Here is an 18008-nt window from a genome sequence, read left to right as displayed (position 1 = left end):
TTCTTAATGCAAGATGTCGAACCAGATTTTAATGGATGTCGCCATAATAAGGAGCGCTAAAATCATCTGAAGTGATTTTGTATTCGTTTTTTTTCCAATGATAGCACCGAGCGGCGAAGCAACCATGCTGGCAAGCACGATACAAAGGGCAGGTACCCACAATACTTGTTCAGTCGCGACTTTTCCAATCGTTGTACCGATGGAAGATAAAAGGGTAATCGCTAAAGAGCTGGCAATCGTGACACGTGTTGGAATTTTTAAGACGATCATCATAATCGGCACGAGTAAAAAGGCGCCCCCTGCCCCGACAATGCCGGCACTAATTCCAACTAAAAACGCCAACAAGGACGTTCGAAAGATCGGAAACGTAATCTCATCGAGCGGCATGTCCTCTACTCCCTTCTTCGGGAAAAACATGAGCACCGTTGCCGCTGTCGCCAAAAAGGCGTAAATAACATTGATGGTCCATTCCGAAAACATAGACGAAAGCGAGCTTCCAATCACGCCTCCGATGAGGACGCTTGTCCCCATATAAACGATGAGCGGCTTATGCAAAAAACCGCCGCGCCGATAAGCGAGAACGCCTGCACTAGACGCAACGAGTGCTTGAATGGCACCAATTCCCGCTACGTCATGGGCTTCAAATCCGATAAACCCAAACGCCGGAGGAACAAATAATAAAAGAGGATACAACACAATGGACCCTCCGATTCCAAGCATTCCGGATAAAAAAGAACTAATGAGTCCGAGTGAAAAAACCGTTAATAAAAAAGGCAGTGTCACAACGTCACTTCTTTCTATGATAGAGTTAGATGAACTTTGCAAGCTTATAATGTGGATTATGAATACTTGCCTTCCTCTCTATCATACATTATCTCACTCCAGGCTCAAACCTTCTTTACATACCTTTTACAAACGAAACATCCCGCCTCAGCACCCGAAAAAAATGAACGGGTGGAAGCGGGATGTTCTTTATTTCTATTTTGCTTTTCGTCAGCTCAACACAGCTTGGCGGACATGCTGTTGGATGAATTGGCGGCAGCGTGTGGCAATCCATTCTTTCTCATAATCCATTGAGGCGACATGATAGGAATGATAAAGAGACACGAGTTCTTTTCTTGATGAACCAATTTGTTCGAAAATGTAATCTGTATTTTCTGCTGGCACAACGTGATCATCAATTGATTTGAAGCATAAAGCAGGAGTCTTAATCGCTGGAAGCAATGGCGGAGTGCATTTCATGATGGCCTGCAGTTGATGAATCGCTTTTAACGGAGCTTTGTCATATGTAATTTCATACACATCTTCCATTTTAATATCTGGCGAGCCTTCTTCTACGAAGCGTGGCTCGCTTTTTCCTTCTAAATAATCAAAAGCGGGAACGCTCAACGCGGCATTAATGAGCATAATTCCTTTAATGTCCGGATATTTATGGGCAAGATGCAACGTAAGCGTGCCCCCCATCGACTGACCAATAACAAAAATATCGGTACAGCGCAGTGCTAGCCACTCATACCCTTCTTCCAAGCTTTCAAACCATTCCTCATAGCGGCAATTCTCTAAATCATTCTCATGTGTTCCATGACCTTTCAAACGAGGAGCATACACTGTATATCCGTACTCCGCGAGCGTTTCGCCTAAAAAATGCACGCTTTGAGGCGTCCCCATAAAACCGTGGGAAATGAGCACCCCTACTTCATTTCCTTCCCAATAAAAAGAATCGGCACCAGCTATCACATGATACGTTGTCACGATGTAACTCCCTCCTTCAATCCCTCTACACTTATTATTCCTATAAATATACTATGAATTAAACCGAAAGGAAAGTATTATTTTCTCATAATTCAAATATTTTTTATGAACGCATAAGAAATGGAGCATGAAGATGACTCATGCTCCGTCTCGTGAAAGGCTGTATATTAGTTTCCGACCGTTTCATTTTGATTTTTCTGAATATAAATGGACTTCCGAACGGAAACGACGATGGAACAGGCCCATAGCACGAAAAGCGTTCCGTAAATGAACGGGTGCAGCGAAGCATCTTCCACCCATGTCAGCAGCAATGTCCGTGCATTGACGACAATGATAAATCCGCCAACAAGTACGCCCATAAGGTGCGGCGGAAGCAAACGCACAAGCCATGCAGCAATCGGTGCCGCCACAACCCCACCAAGCATGAGAGCCGCTACCCAGAGCCAGTTCACTTGCTCCCAGCCAAGCACTAAAATGAACCCAATGCTGGCAGAAAGCGCAATCGCAAATTCGCTTGTATCAACCGTCCCTACTACTTTTCGCGCAGTCATTCCTTTTTTAGAAAGTAACACTGGAGTCGCAATCGGTCCCCAGCCCCCTCCACCTGTCGCATCAGCAAACCCGGCAATAAATCCGAGTGGAACGGACTGTTTTAACGTAAGCGGCTTTACCTCCTGCTCTTCTTGTTGTTCATATTTAAAGAGAAAACGGAAAATAACATACACACCTAACAACAGTAAAAACATGGAGATGTACGGTTTCACAAGCTCGCCTGGCAAATTGCTTAAAAAACAGGCGCCTAAAAAAGCTCCGACAGAACCAGGAATAATGAGCTGATACACCATTTTCTTATCCACATTTCCAAATTTAATATGAGAAACGCCCGAGGCGGCGGTCGTCACCACTTCTGATACGTGAACGGAAGCAGACGCCACCGCTGGCGCAATGCCGAATGTGAGCAATAAGGTCGATGAGCTGACCCCATATGCCATCCCAAGCGCCCCATCAATAAGTTGAGCAAAAAAACCGATAAATGCCAGCACAAATAATTTCTTCATTATGTCCCTCCTTCTCGCTTTGCGCAAATGCTGCCAAACAAAGAAGGCTCCTACTCTTCAAAAGAGCAGGAGCCTTCAGTTTATCTGATCAGCCATATACATATGCAATGAGTATTTAATTACCTTCATTTTAAATACACTTTTCCTACCTGTCAACTATGAATTTAAAATAATGACAATATACGGAAAATTCCGCGACATCTACAGAAAAACGGACGGCCAACGTGCTTCATGTGACCATCCGCTTTCTATTTACGATAAAAGATCGAGCCATATTTTAATGGACGTCGCGACAATAAGACCTGCCAGTAAAAACTGAAGCACTTTCGTGTTAACCTTTTGACCAACCTTCGCGCCAAGAGGAGAGGCGATAATACTGGCCACGACCATGACAGCTGCCGGTAAGTAGTCCACTTGCCCTGTCGTGATTTTGCCAATTGTCGCACCGATGGACGAAATAAACGTAATCGCAAGTGACGTCGCAATCGTCATACGCGTCGGAATTTTTAACACGACAAGCATAATTGGCACTAAAATAAAGGCCCCTGCTGCCCCGACAATGCCGGCACTAATTCCGACTAAAAAGGCGGATAATGTGGCAATTCCTTTATTGAACGTTACTTCTTCAAGCGGGATATTATCGAGATTTTTCTTCGGAATGAACATCATCACAGCCGCAATTGTCGCCAACACCGCATACACAATGTTAATGGCTTCTTCACTCAGCATTTTTGAACCGTAGCCGCCGATAAAGCTTCCAACTAATATACTCGCGCCCATATATAGAATTAATGTTTTATTTAAATAGCCGCCTTTTCGGTATGCCCATACCCCTGCAATGGTGGCGAAAAATACTTGGATGGCAGAAATACCTGACACTTCATGAGCGGTAAAAGCTGCAAACCCAAGCATTGGTGGAATGTACAAAAGCATAGGATATTTAATGATCGATCCGCCGATTCCAACCATTCCCGAAATAAAGGAACCAACAAAACCAATGATCAATATCGTCACCATAAAGCCGATATCCATGTTGTCACCTCTTTTTCATCAACTTTTTTTGATGAAATGATTTTTCATCTGCTGCGTGCATGTCGTTTGTTCAGAGAAAACAGTGAAAGGGATGTCACCCATCCCTTTCTCCTCCTGCTTCCTTACGCTTTTTTAATCCAAAATTTGAATACGCCGTTTTCTTCAGCATCTTTCACTAATTCATGACCCGTTGATTTTGCCCATGCCGTTAAATCGCTTTTAGACCCTTTATCTGTCGCATGAATTTCTAAAATATCACCGCTATTGATTTCATCAATCGCCTTTTTCGTACGAACGATTGGCATCGGACAAGCTAATCCTTTTGCATCTAATACTTTTGTTGATTCCATGTTTGAAGACCTCCAGTAATTTTTTTTAGTTGTTGGCTGTTAGCTGTTAGCTGTTAGCCGTTAGCCGTTAGCTGTTAGGCTTTGAGTTCCTAGTGGCTAGTGGCTTTTGGCTTTTAGCTTTTAGCTTTTAGCTTTTAGCTGTTAGCCGTTAGCTTTTAGCTTTTAGGCTTTGAGTTCCTAGTGGCTAGTGGCTTTTGGCTTTTGGCTTTTAGCTGTTAGCTGTTAGCCGTTAGCTTTTAGCTTTTAGGCTTTGAGTTCCTAGTGGCTAGTGGCTAGTCGCTAGTGGCTAGTCGCTAGTCGCTAATGGCTAATCGCTAATCGTTACTAACCATGAACAGCACAGCGGTTTGGACCGATTTCCATGTTGCGTTGCTCGTCTTCGGATGGGGTAATTTTCCCCATGTTTGTTTGGCGAATTTCTTGGTAGCTGTTTGGCTGCGGCGGTAAGTTTTCCGTTACCGTTTTGCGGAAGGTCGCTTCATCTTCAATATTCAAGCCAGGATTTTGAGCAAATAAATCCCCGAGTTTTGCCGCAACTTCGCCGTTCTCGCCAAGCTCGGAAATAAAACCGAAGTGCGCCGGTAGAACGATTAACTCATTTGATAACTCTTTATAGCGACTGTACAGCGTGTTGCGAAGATCACTGACCCAGTCTTCCGCTTTTCCAGCTAAGTCAGGACGACCGATCGACTCGATAAATAAAATATCACCTGTCATGAAATATTGGTCATCAATGATTAAAGAGGTGCTGCCAATCGTATGACCAGGAGAGTACAATGGCTGAATCGCAATCTTCGTTGTGCCGATGGTGATGTCTTTTCCTTCTTCAAGCTTGTTGTATTTGAATGTTACTTCACCAGCATCTTTTTCTGGCAAATAATAGCGGGCTCCTGTTTTTTCCGCCAGCTTGCGTCCGCCTGAAATGTGGTCAGCATGCAGATGTGTGTCAATCGTTGCGACGATTTTGGCATTGCGTTCGTTCGCAAAGTTCTCAAACACATCAATGGTTCGCACTGTATCAATAATTGCTGCTTCTCCGTTTGACTCCACATAGTAAGATAAACAGCCTTTTCCGATACGGACAAACTGGAACACTTCTCCGCCATCTTTTAAGTCCCCAATTTTCACTGGTTCTAGATGCTCACTCCACGCTCTCATCCCACCTTGCAAGTAAGAAACGTTTGGAACACCTGCTTCCACAAGCATATCGCCGACCATAATGGATGATCCTTCCTTTGCACAAACGACGACAACCTCTTCGTCCTTCGGAAACTGATCTAAAATGCCTTCTACTCCATCTAGTAAATCAAAGTACGGAACATTCAAAATGTCCACGCCTTCTCCTTCCACTTTCCAATCATCAAAATCGCCTTTATTACGAACATCCAAAATAAATGTCTTTTCTTTGTTAATCACTTTTTTTGTCAATTCACCTGGTGTAAGTGCTCGAAGTGTCATATGAATTCCCTCCTGTTTTATTTTTCTGTTGGGCCGGTCCAGTCACGCATACCTGGCACAACATTGATTAATGTTTGAAAACCTTGTTTTCTCATCATTTGAGCAGCTGTTTCACTTCGGCGCCCTGAATAGCAAATAATATAAATTTCATCTTCTTTTTTCAGCTCGCCTGAACGCTGTTCTACCTCACCAAGCGGAATGTGAATAACACCTGGAATGTGGGCTTCTTCATATTCTTCCACTTCGCGGACATCTAAAATAGTCATGTTTTCGCCGCTTTCAACTTTTCGTTGAAACTCTGCAAGCGCGATTTCCGGGATAGCTGGTTCAGCCGCTGCTGCTCCACCTTTTCGAAGGAAATGATGCAGCACACCGCCTTGTTCTTCTGTCCCAATATATTGATGGCCCGTATTGCTTGCCCATGCTTGCAAGTCAGCCGTTGATCCTTTATCTGTCGCCTGCACTTCTAACACTTGACCGTCTTCCATTTCCCCGATTGCCTTTTTCGTTCGAACAATCGGCATCGGGCAAGCAAGCCCTTTTGCATCCAATACTTTATGTGCTGTTACATTCATCATTAATTCCCCCTTATTCAAAATCGCCAGTCCAGCTCATCATGCCGCCTGTCATGTTTTTTACTTTAAATCCTTTACTTGTTAACCATTCGCAAGCAAGACTGCTGCGATTTCCGCTTCGGCATACGACAATGTATTCCGTCGTTGGATTCAATTCATGCGTACGTGTCAGCACTTGACCAAGCGGAATAGGTTTCGCACCGGGAATTTTCCCTGTCACAATCTCTTCTGCCTCACGTACATCAAGGATAGGTAGCTGTGGATTTTCTTTTAATGCTTCTTCAACTTCCTTTGGTAAAATATCAGGAAACATCGTCCAACCTCCTCACGATTACTTTATACCCTGTAAGGTATATTTAAAACTAAAAAAATAAATCCCGATTGTTACATTAAATGAACAAGTTCACATTTCCGTCTGACGCTTCCCCGAGGTACGTTGCTACGCCGCCAAGTTCCACGCCATCGAGTAATTCTTCTTCTTTAATACCTAATAAATCCATCGTCATCGTACAAGCGACAAGCTTCACATCTTGTTCTTGCGCCATTTCAATTAACTGTGGCAAGGAAAGAGCATTATGCTTTTTAATGACGCTTTTAATCATTTTCGGTCCCATGCCCATCATGTTCATGTTTGATAACGGCAGTTTGTCTGCACTTTTTGGCATCATCCAGCCGAACATCTTTTCAACAAAACTTTTGGATACCGGTGCATTCACCGTTTCTTTTTTCAATGTGTTCAATCCCCAAAACGTAAAGAAAATGGTTACGTCGTGGTCATAAGCGGCCGCTCCGTTAGCAATAATGAACGCTGCCATTGCTTTATCATAATCACCACTAAATAGGATGATATTCGTTGATTTCTTTTCCATTTCATCCACCTCTTTTTATACTGTTAGGGGTATTCATCTTTTTTAATAATACCCTGTACCGTAACCCCTATACGTATAGTAATATACCCTGTTAGGTATGTCAACACCTTTTACTTAAAAAATCTTTCCCTCCTGTATGGATTCCAACAGACTGCTGAATAATAAAAGAAAACAACACTCGTCAAACTCCCGCATGATGTGATGGAAAGGACATGAATCGATGAACAAAATAGCCCTGTTATTCATAATGCTAGTTTTTCTTCCAACGCTTTCTGCCGCAGCACAGGATGAAAATGTGAGCGGCTATGATGAGCATGAACATGTATATGTCTTTTTGGAAATGACCGAACAAGAATATGATACGTTATGGAAGAAAGGAAAAAGTATGGTGGAAATTGCGGAAACGAAAGGAATATCGGAGCAAGAGCTGCTTCGCTACTTGCTTCATCAAGAAGTGGAATCGATGCGCTCTGCACTGAACAGCGGGGAATTGTCACACGTTCAATACATTCAAAATATTTTACGCTTAAAACAAACCCTTCTTCGGAAAATCCATGGCAACCCGCATGAACCGCTTGAAACCGAAAAGGTGTCAAATGAAGAAAGCTGAAGAACGGGAACCTTCTCCCTTCCTTCAGCTTTTTTCTTATACTTCTTTCTTCTTGAGCGTGGAGACCGGATTTTTACTGTCCATTAAAGCTGAATAAAACGAAAAGGACGTTCTCGGGGGGCATACTTCCGCCTTTACTCCTTTACGTTTTAACTGTTCAATAAACTCTCTACTCACAGCCATTGTCAATAACCTCGCCTTTTTATTTTTCTATGTATATGGACTTTATGCTTCATGATTGATTTCTTATTATCTTCCCATACAAATAGACGTTGAAACGAATGAAACGTTACAATTTTTTTGAAAGTAGAATCAGAAGTGAATTTGATGTCATTCATGGGGCGATACTTGTTGAACAAGGAGGAAATGAGGATGGTCCGAAAGAAGGGAGCACCCTCTCTCAGACCGCCTTCATTAGAGTGAATTACTTTATTCCATCGTTACGGGCTTCCGTCTTTTTTCCCGTTTGGCCTGTCCTCTAAAGAACAGTTCATACATGACCGGAATGATGATTAACGTCAACAGTGTAGCAGACGTCAAGCCACCGATGACGGTAATGGCCAAGCCTTTTGAAATGAGCGTACCGGAAGATTCCGTGAACGCCAATGGAATGAGGGCAGCAATCGTAGCAAACGCCGTCATTAAAATCGGACGCAAACGCGTTTTCCCCGCTTCCATTAACGAATCGCGAATGAGCATTCCTTTTTCGTCACGATTTTGCCCAATTCGGTCGACTAGTACGATCGCATTCGTTGTCACAATCCCGATTAACATCAGCAGTCCAATCATCACACTCACCGACATCGGCTCCCCTGCTAAAAACAAGCCCAGCAACGAACCAATCGGCACGAAAATGAGCGAAGAAAGGATGATAAACGGAATACGTGCCTTTCCGAACGTAATAAGCATGGTAATGTAGACAAGACCGACGGCCACGGCAATCGCCAGTCCTAGTTCTTTGAATGTGTTAACCGTCTCGTCACTGCCGCCTCCACCTTCAATCGATACCCCTTCTGGTAAATTCATCGCCTCTACATCCTCTTTTACTTCGGATGTAACTTGCTGAATATTGTCCGCTTTAATTTGACCAGACACCCGAGCGAACACTTTACCATCCAGCTTTTGAATCGACGTGAACGTGTCAGCTTCCGTTACCTCCGCAAGTTCGGTAACAGGCACGGGCCCGCGCTGTGTAAAAATGGAGATTTCCTTCATTTCATTAAGAGAGGACAGCTGCTCGTCATATGAAAGCTGAACATTGCGGTTCGTCCCGTCAAGCCTTAGCTCCCCGACTGAGACCGGCTTTGTTTGATCAGCAATCGTTCCTAAAATTTGAAAGCCTGATACCCCGTATGCTGTTGTTTTTTCCGGATTGATATCAACGACGACTTGCTTTTGTTTTTCCGAAAAGTTATTGGATACATATTTTAAATCATCGCGGCCATTCATATAGGCTTCTACTTGCTTCGCCGCCTCCTGCAGCAAGTTTAAGTCGTTTGAGTACAAGTCGATGTTCACATCATTGTTCGACGGCGGCCCGCCTGTTGATTGCTCTTGTACACCCAGTTTTGCTTCTGGTGCCTGCTCGTCAGCAATTGCCGTCATCTTTCGTTCGAGCTGTGCAATAAATTCAGAGACGTTGACATCTTCCTTTAATGTAAGAAAATAGTTCGCCTGATTTTCTCGCTTCAATCCTGTACGAAAATCGCGGCTCCCGACCCCTGTCGTCACTTCTTTAATTTCATTTTGCTCCGCAAACATCCTCTCCATCTCAAGTGACACCTCATTCGTCTTGCTTAACGACGTAGAAGATGGAAGTTCAATGGACGCGACAAGCGTTTTTTGCTCTTCATTCGGAATGAACGTAAAGCCAAGCGCCGGCACAATAGCAAAAGAACCGAGCAATAACGCGACAGAAAGCAAAAGAACCGTTACTTTATGATTGAGCGACCAGGCAATCGATTTCCCGTAAAAGCGCTGTAACGCTCCCTCTTTTTCTTCTGCTGGAATCTTTTTGAAGGAAAAACGGGCTAAAATCGGGACAATCGTAACGGCGACAATAAGAGACGCAAGCAATGAAAAAACAATCGTCAAGGCAAACGGCAGGAAAAACTCGCCCGTCACACCGCCAACAAAGCCGAGCGGCAAAAACACAACGACTGTCGTAATGGTCGATGAAGTAATCGCCTTTAAAATTTCCCTTGTAGACATTTCAATAAGATCATTGGAGATTCCTTCTTTCGATTTGCGAACACGACGGAAAATATTTTCAATGACAACAATGCTGTCATCCACGACACGCCCGACCGCTACTGCCATTCCGCCAAGCGTCATAATATTTAACGAAATGTCGAGCTGATTTAAGAAAATGGACGCTGTCAAAAGCGACAATGGAATCGAGATGATGGCGATAATGGTCGCACGGAAGTTGCGTAAAAAGACAAGGACAGCGACAGAGGCAAATAAGGCCCCAAGCAACCCTTCCCGCACGAGAGTCTCAACCGATTTTTTAATGCCTTCAGCTGAATCAAAACCAATTTTGTATTCCAGTTGGTCCGTATAGCGATTTAACACTTCAACGACACGGTCTGCTACCTCTACCGTATTGGCATCCTGCTTTTTAGTAATCGCCATCGACAGCGATTCTTTTAAATTATAGCGGGTCAATTCTGGCTGATCGGTTACTTCTTCAATGTTGGCAATGTCTTTTAACTTCACAGAAGGCGCGTTTGGGATAGCGTTTGATTGAAGCGCCAAATTTTCAAGCTCTTGAATCGCCTCTACCTTTTCCTGAACCCGAATCGGAATCTCCACATCAGACGTGGAGATACTGCCAGCCGGAAAGGAGACATTTTTCGCTGTAATGGCTTCTTTAATCTCATTTAAACTAAGCCCAAGCTTTTGTGCCTTTTCTTGATCGACCGTTATTTGCAGCAACTCTTCCTTCATCCCTCCGACCGAGATGCTGTTAATGCCGTTCATTTTATTCAGCTCCGGATTCACTTCTTCGTCAAGCAATGCTTGAAGGTCTGTATCTCCCTTCGCGAAGAGTGAGATGTTATAAATCGGGAAGGTCCCGAAGGAAAAACGATTCACCTTCGTCTCGACATTATCAGGAAGTTGCGTCTCCTTTATAAAGCTCTCCACTTGCTGCTCAACATCATCCATATTGGTGTTGAACGGAAATTCCAAATTGATAATAGCAACACTTTCAAACGAGGAACTTTGCACCTTTTTCACGCCTTCGATGCCTTTCAACCGATCCTCTAATTTTGACGTCACTTGCTCATTCACATCGTCTGGAGCAGCCCCTGGATAAACAGCTTCAATCGACAGTTGTGGAAATTCAATGTTTGGCAGCAAATCTACCTTCAACTGTGAAAAGGAGAAAAGGCCGCCGATAATGAGTAAAAACGAAATAATAAAAACAGCAACGGCATTCGTTAAGCTAAATTTTGTCAAAAAATTCATTGTTGTGCACATCCTCTCTAATAGACTGACCGCTCCCATAAAGGAAACTTCCATCGGTAGGGGGCTTTATCTCCACTAATGGTTAGTTAACGTATCGGACTTTTACGGGCCGTTAATACGGGATAAAAATGGATTCCTTCCTATATTCCCCATCCATCCCACATAAAAAACGAAAAATATACAACCGCACCTCGATTTTAGCTCGCGAATGCAATTTATTACGATGACGAGTTTGCTTACAGTTAATCCTGATGCAGTCTATTATTTAACGGCCTATTTTATCGCGAGACAGCTCCGAGCCATCGATTCGAGGCCGATTGTTCGGCATTCAAAGCTTCTATGCGCGTTTAGGTTATTTGGCCGGCTTTTTGTTCACACCGTTTGTCACACAAGCGTTTTCCGTCCATCTTGCGGTCATTGCTGCACAAGCCATCTTAGCGGTCATGATTTTTTCCCTTTTTATCGTTTACCGACGATTTAGTCCTAGCTAACGAAAACAAAACACGCCAGCATCAATGCCGGCGTGTTTTAGTGTTCATTCTTTTTTTGAAAGACGAGTCCTTTTTGCTCCATTAAATATTCAAGAGCCGACCGGAAATTCGCATACACTTTAATTCCTTGCAAATCAATTTGAGCTTTAATCATTTCTTGCGCAATGGCCGGTGAAAACCCGACATAATATGTATGAACCCCCATGAGCTTTAACGAAGCGGTTAACTGCTCAATATGAATGCTCAGCTCCCGTAAATCTAACGTGCCAATTTCCTTTTGGCCAATCGCTGTAAAGTCAATGATGGCGCTATCTACTTCCGATTCTATACTTTGCAAAATATGCGTTCGAATGCCTTCAAAACGTTCTGTCGACAAAACCCCTGTAATGGGAACGAGGATCGTCTGAGGGATGATCGAAGGAATAATTGGCGCCAAAAAAGCCGCCACCATCGTTTCATACTCGTTTATTTTTTGCTGAAGTTCTTTAATTTCTTCTTCCAGCTTTTCTACTTTCTTTTCCACCGACATAGTCTCTCCTCTTTTCCTTTCATACTTTAAAGGATATCATCGTTATGCATATGTACGCAACTTTATAGGTTATGCGAAAAAACTCTGTTTAGTCTCTACACTGCTCGTTTACGTATGATAAAGTGAAAATTCGTGAAATTTAAGCAACACACATGCTATACTATGAAAGAGTCATATTTTGTTGAAGGAGCTGGAACGATGCAAGGTGAAATCATTGTCAAACAAGGCTTCTCCGTCATGGGATTTGCCAAAAACCATTCCCATCGTGACCTGCATGATGCTGTTCTTTGGACGAAATTCGAACAGCGGAAACGTGAAATCCAAAACGCTGTCAACCAACATACGTTAACCGGCATTTCCTTACCGCCGAAAAGCACCCATTGTTTTTATATTGCGGGTGTAGAAGTGCAAAACGGTCAACATATACCAGAAGGCATGAGTGTCCACACGTTTCCAACTTATACATATATTCGCTACCGGCATAAAGGACCTGCTTCCCGCTTTGCCGATACGTATAAAAAAATTTGGGAAGAATGGCTTCCTGCTTCCGGCTACTCCTACATCCAAGAAGGACCCGAGCTTGAAGTCATCGATAGCCGCTCTTGTTCCAATCCAGATTCGGAAGATTATAAGGTTGATATTTACATCCCCATTAAGCTAGGAACATTTTAAAAGAAACGGCATGACTGCTCTTTAGCCATGCCGTTTCTTTTAAATCTTTGAGAGTTTATTCAAGTAGTTTAAAAAACTTTTATTTAACAAACAGCAAATATTTACGGTAAATTCCGCAGCGGTCTTCGTGCTGCGGCTGGTAGGCATGAGCGACGAAACCATTTGGAATGTTTAAAGTGACAAAGCCTTTACGAATGCCGAGCGTGTATTTGCCTTCCACTGCTGGATATTCCTTCACAACCCATTCCGCACCTTCTACGTGTTGAAGGATAACTTCTCCAAAATAAACACCCATCGCCCGCTCAAATTCTTCCTCTGTTGTCCCAATTTCTTCAAACGCTTCGTATGCACATAATTCAAAGTATACGTCTTCCATTGCCAACAAACTTTCCGGCGTGAAATCGAACAGAAACAAGTGCTGTTTTTGACAAAGCGTTTCAAAACGTGTAAGCATTTCCCGTCGATAGTCATAGTAATAAACATTTGCTTGAAACTGATTTTCAAAGGATAATAACTCTTCACCATATCGCTCCGCCAATACTAACCCATGCACCATTTGATCTCCTCCCAAAAAGAAAAGAGAGGCGAATGATTCGTCCCTCTCCTTTTCTATCAATAATGCAAGTATAGCATCGCGGCTAACTCGTATCTACCACTTACAGAAAACACACATTCTTGCCGCATATTGGAAATCAAAAGATTTTATGCATTATAACGTGGCTCTTATTCACCTTATACCCACACCGTTCGTAAAAAGCTTCAGCAGGGCTGTCCGTCATCGTCAGTAAGGTTGCCTTGGAATAATCATTCCCATCCGCCCCTTTTCTTTCATCCTTCTACCGCTGCTTATTGTATCCCTTTTTCTTTAATTTTACAGCTTTTCACGAAACTTCTATCCCCCTCTTTTCGTCCTATGTATGATAAGGGGGAATACGTTTGAAAATAGGATTATGTTTTGCCTTATTCATTCCATACACTTTTTTAAGTATGTACATCGATTATACGCATCACTTGATAATTGGGTATTTAGGTACAGTTTGCCTATGCTCTTTTTCAGGATGGCTTCTTTACCGGACCCGTTTTTGGCTCGGTTGGTGCACAGCCAACCTTTGTTCGATCTTGTTTTCTTTTCAATTAAGCGGGCACTTTCTCAAAGAAGAACAAGCTGGTTATTTTTTCAAGCCTTTCTCCATTAGTACCCTCATCTATGCTGAAAGTGCTCTGTTCATCTTTGTACAGCTCCTCGTGTTCTTTTTGTTGAAACAACAACATACGAAAAAATCACACAGTATAAAAACTACCCTGTGATTTTTCCGTAGAAGCATTGAAGGGCAAGACATGAGCATGTTTAAGCTGACAGTCGCCTCCGCTTTCTTTCTGTCTAGCTCCGCAAGCTACATCCTACGGTCATTTCGCTTCTTCCTACGGAGCCAAAAAGCGGCTTCTTCTCAGAAGTTCCAATGTCCTATGGATGTAAACGGGCTTGCTCCGCTTTTCTATGTTTGTTTCATTTGTTCCGGGATTTTTTCAATGGAGGTGATGAGTGTATCGAGCTTCGATTCGATGCGATGAAGCAAATACAAGGTCACGACAATCGGAAAACCGACATCGGAAACAAATGTCATCCATTCTTCCACCAATTTCAGCTCCTTTTATGAAAAAGCCCCTGCATCCTTATGGATGGAGGGACTTTTCGGATTTACAGCTCGATGTCGTCCACGTTGCGTTCAACAACGTAAGCGCCTTTTTTCGAAACGAGCTCTCCGCCTGATGTGATGAACACATTCGCTGCAATAATTTGATCCATAACAGCATTCACCTTCACCGGATCAACCGGCTCAATCGGATTTTCAATGGATAGATTAGACGTTTTGTTCGTTGTGTTCACAAATTGCATAACGAGTGTTTTAGCCATTATAAGCCTCCTTTATTAGTTTCGAGATACTAATTGAGAATCGTTTTGTTCCACTTGTACAAGCGGCAACGTTTGTAAGCTAGCGATTGCTTCGGCAACATCTAATAAAGCATCAGCCGTTGCTGTCAGCTTAATGTTGTTAAAGTTTTTGTTTTTGAACTTCGGGTTGCCTTTTTCATCGACGCCTACTTCCAACACAAGACGCAATTGACGATCTTGAATCATTACATCTGCCATTCTCTCACCCCCCTTCACCTCTTATATAGGCCCTTCACTAAAAAAGGGGGAGAATTTATACAAAAAAAGCCTTGAAACTTTTCCATACAGCAAAAGTTTCAAGGCACTTTTTTTAGAACAATGCATGAACCTTCTCGGCTACTTGTGCAAGCATTTCTTTTCTCGTCTCATCGTCTACTGACGGTACTGCCCCAAAGTAAAGGTGATCAACAGACTCAATTCCTGTGAAGCCGAAAATCCCTTGGTCAGATGTTTGTTTTAACGAGTTCATCATTCCGTTCGCCTCATAAACTTCAGAAGGCGTTCCGTGTGTGCTAATCGCAAATCCTTTTTTCCCTTTTAATAGTGAAACTAATCCATTCTCATCATACGCGTAGGCAAAGCCGTAAGAGAAGACGCGGTCCACATATCCTTTCAACATAGCTGGAAGACCCGTCCACCAAATCGGATAAATGAATGTTACAACATCTGCTTCTGCCACATAGTTTTGCTCTGTTTTAATATCAGCTGGGACTTCACCTTGTTGGAACGCGATGAAATCTTCAGATTTTAACACGGGGTCAAAGTTAAGCGCATATAAATCACGTACGACCACTTCATGCCCTTTGGTCTCAAGTGCTGCGACAGTCTGTTCAAGAATCGCATGATTAAAGCTCTTTTCGTTTGGATGTGCATACACAATTACATGTTTCATTTCTTTTTCCTCCTAAATAGTTTGATATCTAACTATTGGTATGAAAAGACTGGACGGCTTTAAAAGCTGTCCAATACTTTTTTTAATATTCGTTCGAGCTCTTGCTGTTCCGATGAATCTAGCTGTCCATACACAACGCTGTTTAACAAGTTGGACACCTCGTTAAAAATCGGTTCCAAGTCTCTCCCTTTTTCTGTCAACGAAATATACGTAATTCGCTGATCGACAAGGTCTTTTTGACGGACGACTAAATCAGCAGCCAACAATTTATTAACGAGCGTCGTCACGGTCGGTTTTGTTCGATCGATGCTTTGGGCAATTTCATTCATCGTCATTCGTTCACGTCGGAACAATGCGACCAATATGCCCCCATGCGATGGTGACAATTCCTCGATACCGCGGGCTTTCAACTCTTCGATAATTAAACGATTCGCTCGTTCTCGAATTTTCCCGATAAGTGAAATAGCATTATATTGAATCATATATCAAATATACTTCGATATCTAATTAGTTGCAACTATTTTCTCTTCTACATGAATAGTAAAAAAAGAATATGTCCAATTACTTAACAGCTGTTGTTTGTTGTGCTTCTTTTCCTTTGAATAATAAGTGATCAAGTGCGTAAGCTTTTGAACCGCTAATCGCTAAAGATAACGCCATTCCTAAAAAGGCTAAGTCTAATTCAAAACCAGACATTTGTCCGTTCCCCATAAATCCTGCCGAAATTTTCACCGTAAAGATAGCTCCAAACATAATGATAACAAATAAACCTGCGGCAATACGTGTGCCAAATCCGACAACCATCGCAATTCCACCAACTAATTCAATAAACGCTACAACATACGCCAAAAAGCTTGGAATTCCAATGCTGTCAAACCAACCCGCTGTATTGACCAAGCCACCTTGGAATTTAGCAAGTCCATGCAAGAAAAAGCTAACTCCTAAAATCACTCGTAAAATTAGCGCACTTACTTCGTATTTATTTTCCATATTTATCCTCCTCTTTTTTGTGATGGTGTGAATAACACATCACTTACATTTCGTAACTAAGTGTACGATAGTAATTTATATACGTCAAGTACATTATTATAAAAAGTATATTAATTTATGTTTACCATCAATTTTTGGTATAATAGCTATTAAAGAGGTGTTACTATGAATCAATCTACACTTTGTCCAACCGTTGAAAAAGCGATGCAATTAATGGGAAAACGATGGACAGGGTTAATTATTTATCAATTGCTTTCCGGCCAGCAACGATTTTGCGCTATCCAGGCTGCGCTACCGATTAGCGGAAGGCTCCTGTCAGAAAGACTAAAAGAATTAGAAGATGAAGGAATTGTCAATCGGCATGTTTACCCGGAAGTGCCTGTACGGGTCGAATATTCTTTAACTGATAAAGGGGCAGCACTAGAGCCCGTTATCCGGAATATCGAACAATGGGCTTACACGTGGAATACTTAATTTTCCTTCACAAACCGAGAAAAGACAGAACGGACCGTCTGTCTTTTTTTCTTTTTCTGAAGAAAGCACCTTCAGCACGTCATAATGACTAATGGGGGCGCGGTCAAAAAAGGGAACAGGTTGGCGGCATCCCGTTCCATCGCTTTCCACTCTTCTGTTGTCATAACTGCTTCACATTCCTCAGGGCTTTCAAATTCAATTTCGGACATGACATAGAAATCGAGCTCCGCTTCATTTGTTTTCGCCACTTGATGAATTGAAAACCGCTTGATATGCGGTACTTTATTGGCTAAAGCCGTATGGGTCCCGAAATAATGGTCATCAAACCGCTCTTTCTCCTTCGGTTTTTGATATAAAATCATGATTTTGGCCATTTCTCTCCTCCTCACCTGTCTGCCACGTAAGTTAGATTATCCAAAATCCTTTTATTCACACCTACTGAAGTAAAAAAGCTTTCTGAAACCGCACACCGCTGTTTCAGAAAGCTTAGATCCATTGATTATGAGCGAACTTCTGTCGCTTTAACTTCTTCAAAATAATAAATGTCGTCAATCTTTTCCCGCACTTGTACACGCTCGCCGATAATTGCTTCCCCTTTTTTCCGGCCTGTTACCTTTAAACCGTTTTCCAGCTCGACAACAATGACGGTATAGGGGGCATCATGCTGAAATTCAGCTGAAGCAATATGAATAGTGGAAAATGAGTAAATCGTTCCTTCGCCGGATACATTCGCCTCCGTCAATTGCTCATGATGGCAACTTCGGCAAAGAAGCCGCTTTTGCAAGGACGGCTGCCCGCATTGTTCGCATACAAAAATGGTCATTTCCATCG

General features: G+C 42.6%; 25 protein-coding genes. 4 read left to right on the top strand and 21 right to left on the bottom strand.

Features of this window, described 5'->3' with window-relative positions:
- Positions 1 to 3 precede the first annotated feature (3 nt).
- The 9 genes from ACXAEO_RS08915 to ACXAEO_RS08875 all read right to left on the bottom strand — a co-directional run bounded on the left by ACXAEO_RS08915 (position 4) and on the right by ACXAEO_RS08875 (position 7094).
- The gene (locus ACXAEO_RS08915) at positions 4 to 783 is read right to left on the bottom strand and encodes a sulfite exporter TauE/SafE family protein (protein ID WP_474880109.1); all 780 of its coding nucleotides are present in this window, start codon (positions 781 to 783) and stop codon (positions 4 to 6) included.
- A 210-nt stretch (positions 784 to 993) separates the two neighbouring features.
- Positions 994 to 1755 carry an alpha/beta hydrolase gene (locus ACXAEO_RS08910; RefSeq protein WP_474884058.1) on the bottom strand — a complete coding sequence of 254 codons (762 nt, stop codon included), beginning with the start codon at positions 1753 to 1755 and terminating at the stop codon, positions 994 to 996.
- A 164-nt stretch (positions 1756 to 1919) separates the two neighbouring features.
- The gene (locus ACXAEO_RS08905) at positions 1920 to 2810 is read right to left on the bottom strand and encodes a sulfite exporter TauE/SafE family protein (protein ID WP_474880108.1); all 891 of its coding nucleotides are present in this window, start codon (positions 2808 to 2810) and stop codon (positions 1920 to 1922) included.
- 252 nt (positions 2811 to 3062) lie between these two features.
- Positions 3063 to 3842 carry a sulfite exporter TauE/SafE family protein gene (locus ACXAEO_RS08900; protein ID WP_474880107.1) on the bottom strand — a complete coding sequence of 260 codons (780 nt, stop codon included), beginning with the start codon at positions 3840 to 3842 and terminating at the stop codon, positions 3063 to 3065.
- 122 nt (positions 3843 to 3964) lie between these two features.
- Positions 3965 to 4192, bottom strand: a complete 228-nt coding sequence (locus tag ACXAEO_RS08895; protein ID WP_474880106.1) for a sulfurtransferase TusA family protein — start codon at positions 4190 to 4192, stop codon at positions 3965 to 3967.
- A 324-nt stretch (positions 4193 to 4516) separates the two neighbouring features.
- Complete coding sequence (locus ACXAEO_RS08890) at positions 4517 to 5650, bottom strand: MBL fold metallo-hydrolase (protein WP_474880105.1); 1134 nt, start codon at positions 5648 to 5650, stop codon at positions 4517 to 4519.
- Between the two features lie 17 nt (positions 5651 to 5667).
- Entirely contained in the window at positions 5668 to 6228 is a 561-nt protein-coding gene (locus ACXAEO_RS08885; protein WP_474880104.1) for a sulfurtransferase TusA family protein, read from the bottom strand.
- Between the two features lie 10 nt (positions 6229 to 6238).
- On the bottom strand, positions 6239 to 6538 hold the full coding sequence (locus tag ACXAEO_RS08880) for a rhodanese-like domain-containing protein (RefSeq protein ID WP_474880103.1): 300 nt from the start codon (positions 6536 to 6538) through the stop codon (positions 6239 to 6241).
- A 76-nt stretch (positions 6539 to 6614) separates the two neighbouring features.
- Positions 6615 to 7094 carry a DsrE/DsrF/DrsH-like family protein gene (locus tag ACXAEO_RS08875; protein WP_474880102.1) on the bottom strand — a complete coding sequence of 160 codons (480 nt, stop codon included), beginning with the start codon at positions 7092 to 7094 and terminating at the stop codon, positions 6615 to 6617.
- A 220-nt stretch (positions 7095 to 7314) separates the two neighbouring features.
- Between ACXAEO_RS08875 and ACXAEO_RS08870 the strand changes: the two genes are divergently transcribed.
- On the top strand, positions 7315 to 7704 hold the full coding sequence (locus ACXAEO_RS08870; protein WP_474880101.1) for a hypothetical protein: 390 nt from the start codon (positions 7315 to 7317) through the stop codon (positions 7702 to 7704).
- Positions 7705 to 7740: 36 nt separating this feature from the next.
- Here ACXAEO_RS08870 and ACXAEO_RS08865 read toward each other — a convergent pair whose 3' ends face one another.
- Both ACXAEO_RS08865 and ACXAEO_RS08860 read right to left on the bottom strand, forming a co-directional pair.
- Complete coding sequence (locus tag ACXAEO_RS08865; protein WP_474880100.1) at positions 7741 to 7887, bottom strand: hypothetical protein; 147 nt, start codon at positions 7885 to 7887, stop codon at positions 7741 to 7743.
- Positions 7888 to 8133: 246 nt separating this feature from the next.
- A complete protein-coding gene (locus tag ACXAEO_RS08860) occupies positions 8134 to 11175 on the bottom strand; it encodes an efflux RND transporter permease subunit (protein WP_474880099.1) in 3042 nt (1013 codons plus the stop codon).
- A gap of 317 nt (positions 11176 to 11492) precedes the next feature.
- Between ACXAEO_RS08860 and ACXAEO_RS08855 the strand changes: the two genes are divergently transcribed.
- A complete protein-coding gene (locus ACXAEO_RS08855) occupies positions 11493 to 11666 on the top strand; it encodes a hypothetical protein (protein ID WP_474880098.1) in 174 nt (57 codons plus the stop codon).
- Positions 11667 to 11703: 37 nt separating this feature from the next.
- Here ACXAEO_RS08855 and ACXAEO_RS08850 read toward each other — a convergent pair whose 3' ends face one another.
- Entirely contained in the window at positions 11704 to 12189 is a 486-nt protein-coding gene (locus tag ACXAEO_RS08850) for an STAS domain-containing protein (RefSeq protein WP_474880097.1), read from the bottom strand.
- Positions 12190 to 12393: 204 nt separating this feature from the next.
- Between ACXAEO_RS08850 and ACXAEO_RS08845 the strand changes: the two genes are divergently transcribed.
- Positions 12394 to 12867: a GyrI-like domain-containing protein gene (locus tag ACXAEO_RS08845; RefSeq protein WP_474880096.1), complete on the top strand. Its 474-nt coding sequence runs from the start codon at positions 12394 to 12396 to the stop codon at positions 12865 to 12867.
- Between the two features lie 79 nt (positions 12868 to 12946).
- Here ACXAEO_RS08845 and ACXAEO_RS08840 read toward each other — a convergent pair whose 3' ends face one another.
- From ACXAEO_RS08840 to ACXAEO_RS08810, 7 genes are all read right to left on the bottom strand, one after another.
- The gene (locus ACXAEO_RS08840; protein WP_474880095.1) at positions 12947 to 13423 is read right to left on the bottom strand and encodes a hypothetical protein; all 477 of its coding nucleotides are present in this window, start codon (positions 13421 to 13423) and stop codon (positions 12947 to 12949) included.
- Between the two features lie 940 nt (positions 13424 to 14363).
- A complete protein-coding gene (locus ACXAEO_RS08835; RefSeq protein WP_474880094.1) occupies positions 14364 to 14504 on the bottom strand; it encodes a YvrJ family protein in 141 nt (46 codons plus the stop codon).
- Positions 14505 to 14566: 62 nt separating this feature from the next.
- A complete protein-coding gene (locus ACXAEO_RS08830; protein ID WP_474880093.1) occupies positions 14567 to 14782 on the bottom strand; it encodes a DUF2922 domain-containing protein in 216 nt (71 codons plus the stop codon).
- A 15-nt stretch (positions 14783 to 14797) separates the two neighbouring features.
- Positions 14798 to 15019, bottom strand: coding sequence for a DUF1659 domain-containing protein (locus ACXAEO_RS08825; RefSeq protein WP_474880092.1), 222 nt, complete (start codon positions 15017 to 15019; stop codon positions 14798 to 14800).
- 112 nt (positions 15020 to 15131) lie between these two features.
- Complete coding sequence (locus ACXAEO_RS08820; RefSeq protein WP_474880091.1) at positions 15132 to 15713, bottom strand: NAD(P)H-dependent oxidoreductase; 582 nt, start codon at positions 15711 to 15713, stop codon at positions 15132 to 15134.
- A 59-nt stretch (positions 15714 to 15772) separates the two neighbouring features.
- Positions 15773 to 16195, bottom strand: coding sequence for a MarR family winged helix-turn-helix transcriptional regulator (locus ACXAEO_RS08815; RefSeq protein ID WP_474880090.1), 423 nt, complete (start codon positions 16193 to 16195; stop codon positions 15773 to 15775).
- A 79-nt stretch (positions 16196 to 16274) separates the two neighbouring features.
- Positions 16275 to 16703, bottom strand: a complete 429-nt coding sequence (locus ACXAEO_RS08810) for a DoxX family protein (RefSeq protein WP_474880089.1) — start codon at positions 16701 to 16703, stop codon at positions 16275 to 16277.
- Positions 16704 to 16868: 165 nt separating this feature from the next.
- Here ACXAEO_RS08810 and ACXAEO_RS08805 point away from each other — a divergent pair, with 165 nt between their 5' ends.
- Positions 16869 to 17177, top strand: a complete 309-nt coding sequence (locus ACXAEO_RS08805) for a winged helix-turn-helix transcriptional regulator (protein ID WP_474880088.1) — start codon at positions 16869 to 16871, stop codon at positions 17175 to 17177.
- A gap of 71 nt (positions 17178 to 17248) precedes the next feature.
- Here the strand turns inward: ACXAEO_RS08805 and ACXAEO_RS08800 are convergent, their stop codons facing one another.
- Positions 17249 to 17551: an EthD family reductase gene (locus ACXAEO_RS08800; RefSeq protein ID WP_474880087.1), complete on the bottom strand. Its 303-nt coding sequence runs from the start codon at positions 17549 to 17551 to the stop codon at positions 17249 to 17251.
- 125 nt (positions 17552 to 17676) lie between these two features.
- Positions 17677 to 18006 (bottom strand): Zn-ribbon domain-containing OB-fold protein, encoded by a 330-nt coding sequence (locus tag ACXAEO_RS08795; protein WP_474880086.1) that lies wholly within the window; start codon positions 18004 to 18006, stop codon positions 17677 to 17679.
- Between the last annotated feature and the right edge of the window lie 2 nt (positions 18007 to 18008).

Source organism: Bacillus sp. ABA4_010, from assembly GCF_056159105.1.
The sequence above is the reverse complement of the archived record's forward strand: the minus strand, read 5'-3'. Positions and strand labels throughout refer to the sequence as shown.

Bases quoted from the DNA above. Each gene is read 5' to 3' on its own strand.
- ACXAEO_RS08880 (WP_474880103.1), bottom strand. From the start codon at position 6,538: ATGTTTCCTGATATTTTACCAAAGGAAGTTGAAGAAGCATTAAAAGAA.
- ACXAEO_RS08800 (WP_474880087.1), bottom strand. From the start codon at position 17,551: ATGGCCAAAATCATGATTTTATATCAAAAACCGAAGGAGAAAGAGCGG.
- ACXAEO_RS08820 (WP_474880091.1), bottom strand. From the start codon at position 15,713: ATGAAACATGTAATTGTGTATGCACATCCAAACGAAAAGAGCTTTAAT.
- ACXAEO_RS08795 (WP_474880086.1), bottom strand. From the start codon at position 18,006: ATGGAAATGACCATTTTTGTATGCGAACAATGCGGGCAGCCGTCCTTG.
- ACXAEO_RS08815 (WP_474880090.1), bottom strand. From the start codon at position 16,195: ATGATTCAATATAATGCTATTTCACTTATCGGGAAAATTCGAGAACGA.
- ACXAEO_RS08860 (WP_474880099.1), bottom strand. From the start codon at position 11,175: ATGAATTTTTTGACAAAATTTAGCTTAACGAATGCCGTTGCTGTTTTT.
- ACXAEO_RS08895 (WP_474880106.1), bottom strand. From the start codon at position 4,192: ATGGAATCAACAAAAGTATTAGATGCAAAAGGATTAGCTTGTCCGATG.
- ACXAEO_RS08830 (WP_474880093.1), bottom strand. From the start codon at position 14,782: ATGGCTAAAACACTCGTTATGCAATTTGTGAACACAACGAACAAAACG.
- ACXAEO_RS08875 (WP_474880102.1), bottom strand. From the start codon at position 7,094: ATGGAAAAGAAATCAACGAATATCATCCTATTTAGTGGTGATTATGAT.
- ACXAEO_RS08810 (WP_474880089.1), bottom strand. From the start codon at position 16,703: ATGGAAAATAAATACGAAGTAAGTGCGCTAATTTTACGAGTGATTTTA.
- ACXAEO_RS08885 (WP_474880104.1), bottom strand. From the start codon at position 6,228: ATGATGAATGTAACAGCACATAAAGTATTGGATGCAAAAGGGCTTGCT.
- ACXAEO_RS08805 (WP_474880088.1), top strand. From the start codon at position 16,869: ATGAATCAATCTACACTTTGTCCAACCGTTGAAAAAGCGATGCAATTA.
- ACXAEO_RS08905 (WP_474880108.1), bottom strand. From the start codon at position 2,810: ATGAAGAAATTATTTGTGCTGGCATTTATCGGTTTTTTTGCTCAACTT.
- ACXAEO_RS08865 (WP_474880100.1), bottom strand. From the start codon at position 7,887: ATGGCTGTGAGTAGAGAGTTTATTGAACAGTTAAAACGTAAAGGAGTA.
- ACXAEO_RS08900 (WP_474880107.1), bottom strand. From the start codon at position 3,842: ATGGATATCGGCTTTATGGTGACGATATTGATCATTGGTTTTGTTGGT.
- ACXAEO_RS08845 (WP_474880096.1), top strand. From the start codon at position 12,394: ATGCAAGGTGAAATCATTGTCAAACAAGGCTTCTCCGTCATGGGATTT.
- ACXAEO_RS08870 (WP_474880101.1), top strand. From the start codon at position 7,315: ATGAACAAAATAGCCCTGTTATTCATAATGCTAGTTTTTCTTCCAACG.
- ACXAEO_RS08825 (WP_474880092.1), bottom strand. From the start codon at position 15,019: ATGGCAGATGTAATGATTCAAGATCGTCAATTGCGTCTTGTGTTGGAA.
- ACXAEO_RS08840 (WP_474880095.1), bottom strand. From the start codon at position 13,423: ATGGTGCATGGGTTAGTATTGGCGGAGCGATATGGTGAAGAGTTATTA.
- ACXAEO_RS08890 (WP_474880105.1), bottom strand. From the start codon at position 5,650: ATGACACTTCGAGCACTTACACCAGGTGAATTGACAAAAAAAGTGATT.